Source organism: Haemophilus parahaemolyticus (assembly GCF_002015035.1).
Lineage (GTDB): Bacteria > Pseudomonadota > Gammaproteobacteria > Enterobacterales > Pasteurellaceae > Haemophilus_A > Haemophilus_A parahaemolyticus.
Map to the genome: position 1 here is coordinate 1 of NZ_MUXY01000026.1, position 4,147 is coordinate 4,147.

A 4,147-nucleotide genomic window follows, 5' to 3' on the forward strand; every position below is an offset into this window, starting at 1 on the left:
TTTTGGGGTGCAGATCATTATTGATGTACCATGTTTCTTTATTCTCGTACTTTGGCAAAAAGGACTGTTTTTTGTTCATATTTCAAAAAGAGTGATTAACGCCTTGTACTATGAGGTTTTAATCACATTTTTACTAACTATTTTGTCCTATATACCTTTTAAAATCAAAGCTTCTGAATAATTCTTTATTAACTAACTCTAAGTCTTATCCTGAAAAATTATTTCTTTGTAAATAATTTTCAGCATGAGAAGACAATAAAATACGGTATGTTGTAAAGAAAGAATGGTATTTATCATTCTTTTTTGTTAGAAAACGGCTACATAGTTCTTGGAAAATAGCTGAGTTTTGGTTTTTCTTAGCTATATTAATGAGATTATTATAATTTTTAATGTGGGCTTTTCTCTTCTGTAATAACCGTACGCAATTCAAATTTAATACTCTTATAGTATTGTTAACAAGTTCCACTGTTGTTTTAAAATTATTTATGTTAAAACTAACTTTTCCACAATTTTTTTCATTTGCTAAAATATGTCCCGTAACTTGATTAATTTTAAATAAACAAGGAAATGCTGGCATATCAATTGGGTTTATAAGATAACCTTCGACATTATTTATCTTAGATAATACGATTTCTTTATATTTATCACAACTTAAATTTTCTGGACTAGGAAATATAATTTTATTAGATTCTGTTCCTCCTGTACAGCAACCAAGTAAGTTATTCCAATCTAAAGCCCAATTCTTATTAGAACTAATATCTCTTTTAGGATGGAAATGTTCAATCATCTGAGTTATATAGTCATCATCTCCTTGTGAACAGGAAAAATCTTGTTCACAATAAGCACATATCCCTCCTTGATCTTTAAAAATTTGTTTTTTTACTCTTTTATAAGATTTTTTCTTTTTTCTGAAAGCTTTCCAAGTATAAGATTTATTTGTGCTTCTATAATTTAGTAAAGCATTTGGTATGCTTGACTTATTGACTTTCTTCATATAAAGACTTTTCCCATTCTTTATTTTCGATAATTAACTTAGCTTCTTCTAGAGATGGTTCATTCCCTTTAAAGTTTTTTTCTAATTCCTTCCTAAGCATTATTGCTTCTTCAGAAGTATATTGATTTTCATTTACTAAAGATAAATACCGCTCTAATTTTTCTTTTATTTCATTATTTGATCTTAAATTTATATTATATAAGAGTGTATAGATACTAGCGTATTCAGCACCATATGTACCAAAATCAAGATGTTTACCTGCTATAATCTGATTATCTTTAATAAGGTAAAGATTTTCATTTATGATTGAACTAACAATAGTTGGAGTATGCGTAGTTAAAATAAATTTAGTATTTTTAAAGGTACGTTCTAATTTAGAAATAACTTCTTCTTGCCACTGTGGATGTAAGTGAAGTTCTAATTCATCAATAATAACAATCGCTGGAGTATCAAGAGGATTTTCTTTATGTGGGTTTAAGATAAGCATACGTCTAACAAGATCTCCCACTAAAGATATGATTGATTTTTCTCCTTGAGACAATTCTGACAAAGGAAATTGTGAACCATCTTGCTTTTTAACTATAAATGGATAGGAAAGATTTCTATCTATTTTTATATCTATGATATTTGGAATAAAAGTAATAATAATTTCTTTAATCTTCTGTAATTGTTTTCCTCTTTCTGTGTCTACTTCATTATTATTTTTTAGGTTTTCTAGTTTAGAATAAATAGATGCTATTGAATTCATTTTTTCTAGTAATTCATTAGCTGCATTTAATCCAGTTAATATATCGTTGTCATATGAATCTAGTTCATTAACTTTCCCTTCTATATTAGCTAATTCACTTTTAACACTTTCTAATGCATTTACTAGATCTTGATTATTAGCATCATCTAAATACTTAAACCATAATAAAAAATCATTAAAATTTAATGTGCTTTTTAGTTTCTGTGGTATCGCATTTAATCTTTCTACTTTAGATATAAAATCTGCTTTATCAAATTTATCTTTAGTTTTTAACGATGAGCGTTCTACTCCATAAAATAAATAAAGAGGTAAATCTAAATTATCTTTAGCTAGTATATAGCTATATAGCGTACCTAATTTTTTCGCCTGTATGAGCGTGCTATAAATTGTCTTAGGAGAGCCATTAGGTGATCTTGCAACGATAACTTCAGTTAATTTAGTTTTAGCATATCCTAAATTTAACTCTATTAAAGCCGGTTGATATGGATCATTTTTCTTGTTTATATCTCTTTCTTCTATTACATCACCTGAATCAGTATTCTTATTATAAATAGCACTATTAATTTTACTTAATGATGTAGCAATAGCATCAGCGATAGTTGTTTTACCACTAGCATTAACGCCCACAAATAAAATTGGTTTTTTATTGTCTTCAAACTTAACTGATACTTTATCAGAAAATGCTTTGTAATTAACAATCTGAATATCAAGCAAACTAAATGGATTTTGAGAAACCAATTCCATTAGTTTATATGGAGGGAGTGTTTCTCCATCCCAATTTTTATATAGTTCAAGAATGTCTTTATTTTTCATCTAAAATTCTCCTGATGATTTCTTTACCATATTTTAATTCTAACCTAACTATAAATGAAGGTTCTATATTTTTAGAGAATAGTAGCAATCCTTTTAAATGAGGTATTAAATCTTTAGATAACTCGTTTATCTTATACTTATAAACTAGGCTAAAAATATATCTTTTACGTTTTCTACCGATCGATATACTCCCTTGTGAAGTAAGTGTAATGCCTGTAATAAATTTATTATAGCCAGGTGATATGATAACTGTTTTTAATTCGTTTAATATAATTCTTCCATTAAACAACTCGTTAAGTTTTTCTCGAATAACTGGAATTATAGTTTTTAATTCATTTTTATTATTCCCACTAATTGATATATCATCAGCATATCTACTATATTTCATTGATTTTGATTCACAGTATTCTTCTATTTCTTTATCAAAGAAATACATGACGGCATTCGATATTGTAGGTGAGCTTGGAGCCCCTACGCTTAATATAAGTTTTTTGTGTGAATTGTCTTTTTTATTAGGATTCCAGAAAAAAATATGATTAATTAACCATTTGTCATCCTCATTATAATGAATACCTATTTTATCTAGATGCCTAGTGAAGATAATGTTATTTATACTATTAAAGAAATCATGAAAATCTAATTTTAATAGGAATTTATTTTCTTTATGAGTTTCTGCGTTTTGAGCAATATTCCTTCCTTTTCTATATGCATAGGCAGATTTATGAATTTGTAATTGTAGTAATTCTAAGAGTTTTTTTTGTATTTCTTTTAGTTTTTTGGTCGGGTGAGCTATTGTCCTACGCCCCCCTTTTTTCTTGGGTATAGAATAAACTTTATAAGATATAGGAGCTGTAGGCGTAAGAGCTATCAACTCATTAAGTTTAGAAGAAAATCTTTCGCCTTCGTGTAATTTATAAAATAGCTCAAATTTCCGTTTGGATTTCACTAGATACTCTCTATTGTATATAAAAAAGGGGCCTTAGCCCCTTAACCTTTTACTAATGGAAGCGAGACAAATGTCAAGCAACTTATTCAGAGTTGCTTGACATTTGTCTCGCAACCCTTATCTGCCCAATATAAATACGTTGCGGCTAAACACCGAACTAAAGCTAAGCTTTCATAGACATACGCTAAAAGGCGTTCCGAGTATAACAACTTCCTAGGTTTTCGGCAAATTTAAAATGATCTGACCCCAAAAAGTTAGACTGTTATTTAAAGGACTGCTTTCGATATTGTATCGGACTCAGTCCTTTTAATTTTAATTGGATTCGTTCTTCATTATAGTACCGGACATAATCATTGATAACCTTTTCGAGTTCATCAATGCTAGTAAATGATTTTCCGTGAAAACACTCCGTTTTCATTCGCCCAAAAAAGCTTTCCATTGCCGCATTATCCAAACAATTCCCCTTTCGGGACATACTTTGAGAAATCCTATTTTTTGCTAATAGGCGTTGATAGCTAGGCATTTGATAATGGATTCCTTGGTGTGAATGTAATATTAAATTCACATTTCTCGGCAATTTTTCCACCGCTTGTAACAGCATTTTTTGCACTAACATGCCATTTGGGTGACGACTTAATCCATAAGC

The 4,147-nt window shown here is 29.1% G+C and carries 5 protein-coding genes; 1 reads left to right on the top strand and 4 read right to left on the bottom strand.

The annotated features are described in order from the left end of the window. Window positions 1-181: hypothetical protein (locus tag B0185_RS10300; RefSeq protein WP_211272266.1), on the top strand; the 181-nt coding region annotated here is incomplete at its 5' end. A gap of 24 nt (window positions 182-205) precedes the next feature. Here B0185_RS10300 and B0185_RS10045 read toward each other — a convergent pair. From B0185_RS10045 to B0185_RS10060, 4 genes are all read right to left on the bottom strand, one after another. Continuing rightward, on the bottom strand, window positions 206-994 hold the full coding sequence (locus B0185_RS10045; RefSeq protein WP_005706469.1) for a retron system putative HNH endonuclease: 789 nt from the start codon (window positions 992-994) through the stop codon (window positions 206-208). Beyond that, on the bottom strand, window positions 978-2,555 hold the full coding sequence (locus tag B0185_RS10050) for an AAA family ATPase (RefSeq protein WP_005706471.1): 1,578 nt from the start codon (window positions 2,553-2,555) through the stop codon (window positions 978-980). Before B0185_RS10050 ends, B0185_RS10045 begins: the two co-directional genes overlap by 17 nt. Continuing rightward, entirely contained in the window at window positions 2,545-3,501 is a 957-nt protein-coding gene (locus B0185_RS10055; RefSeq protein ID WP_005706467.1) for a retron St85 family RNA-directed DNA polymerase, read from the bottom strand. Before B0185_RS10055 ends, B0185_RS10050 begins: the two co-directional genes overlap by 11 nt. 262 nt (window positions 3,502-3,763) lie before the next feature. Next, window positions 3,764-4,147, bottom strand: a 384-nt coding sequence (locus B0185_RS10060; RefSeq protein WP_143413724.1) for an IS3 family transposase, incomplete at its 5' end; no start/stop codon positions are given.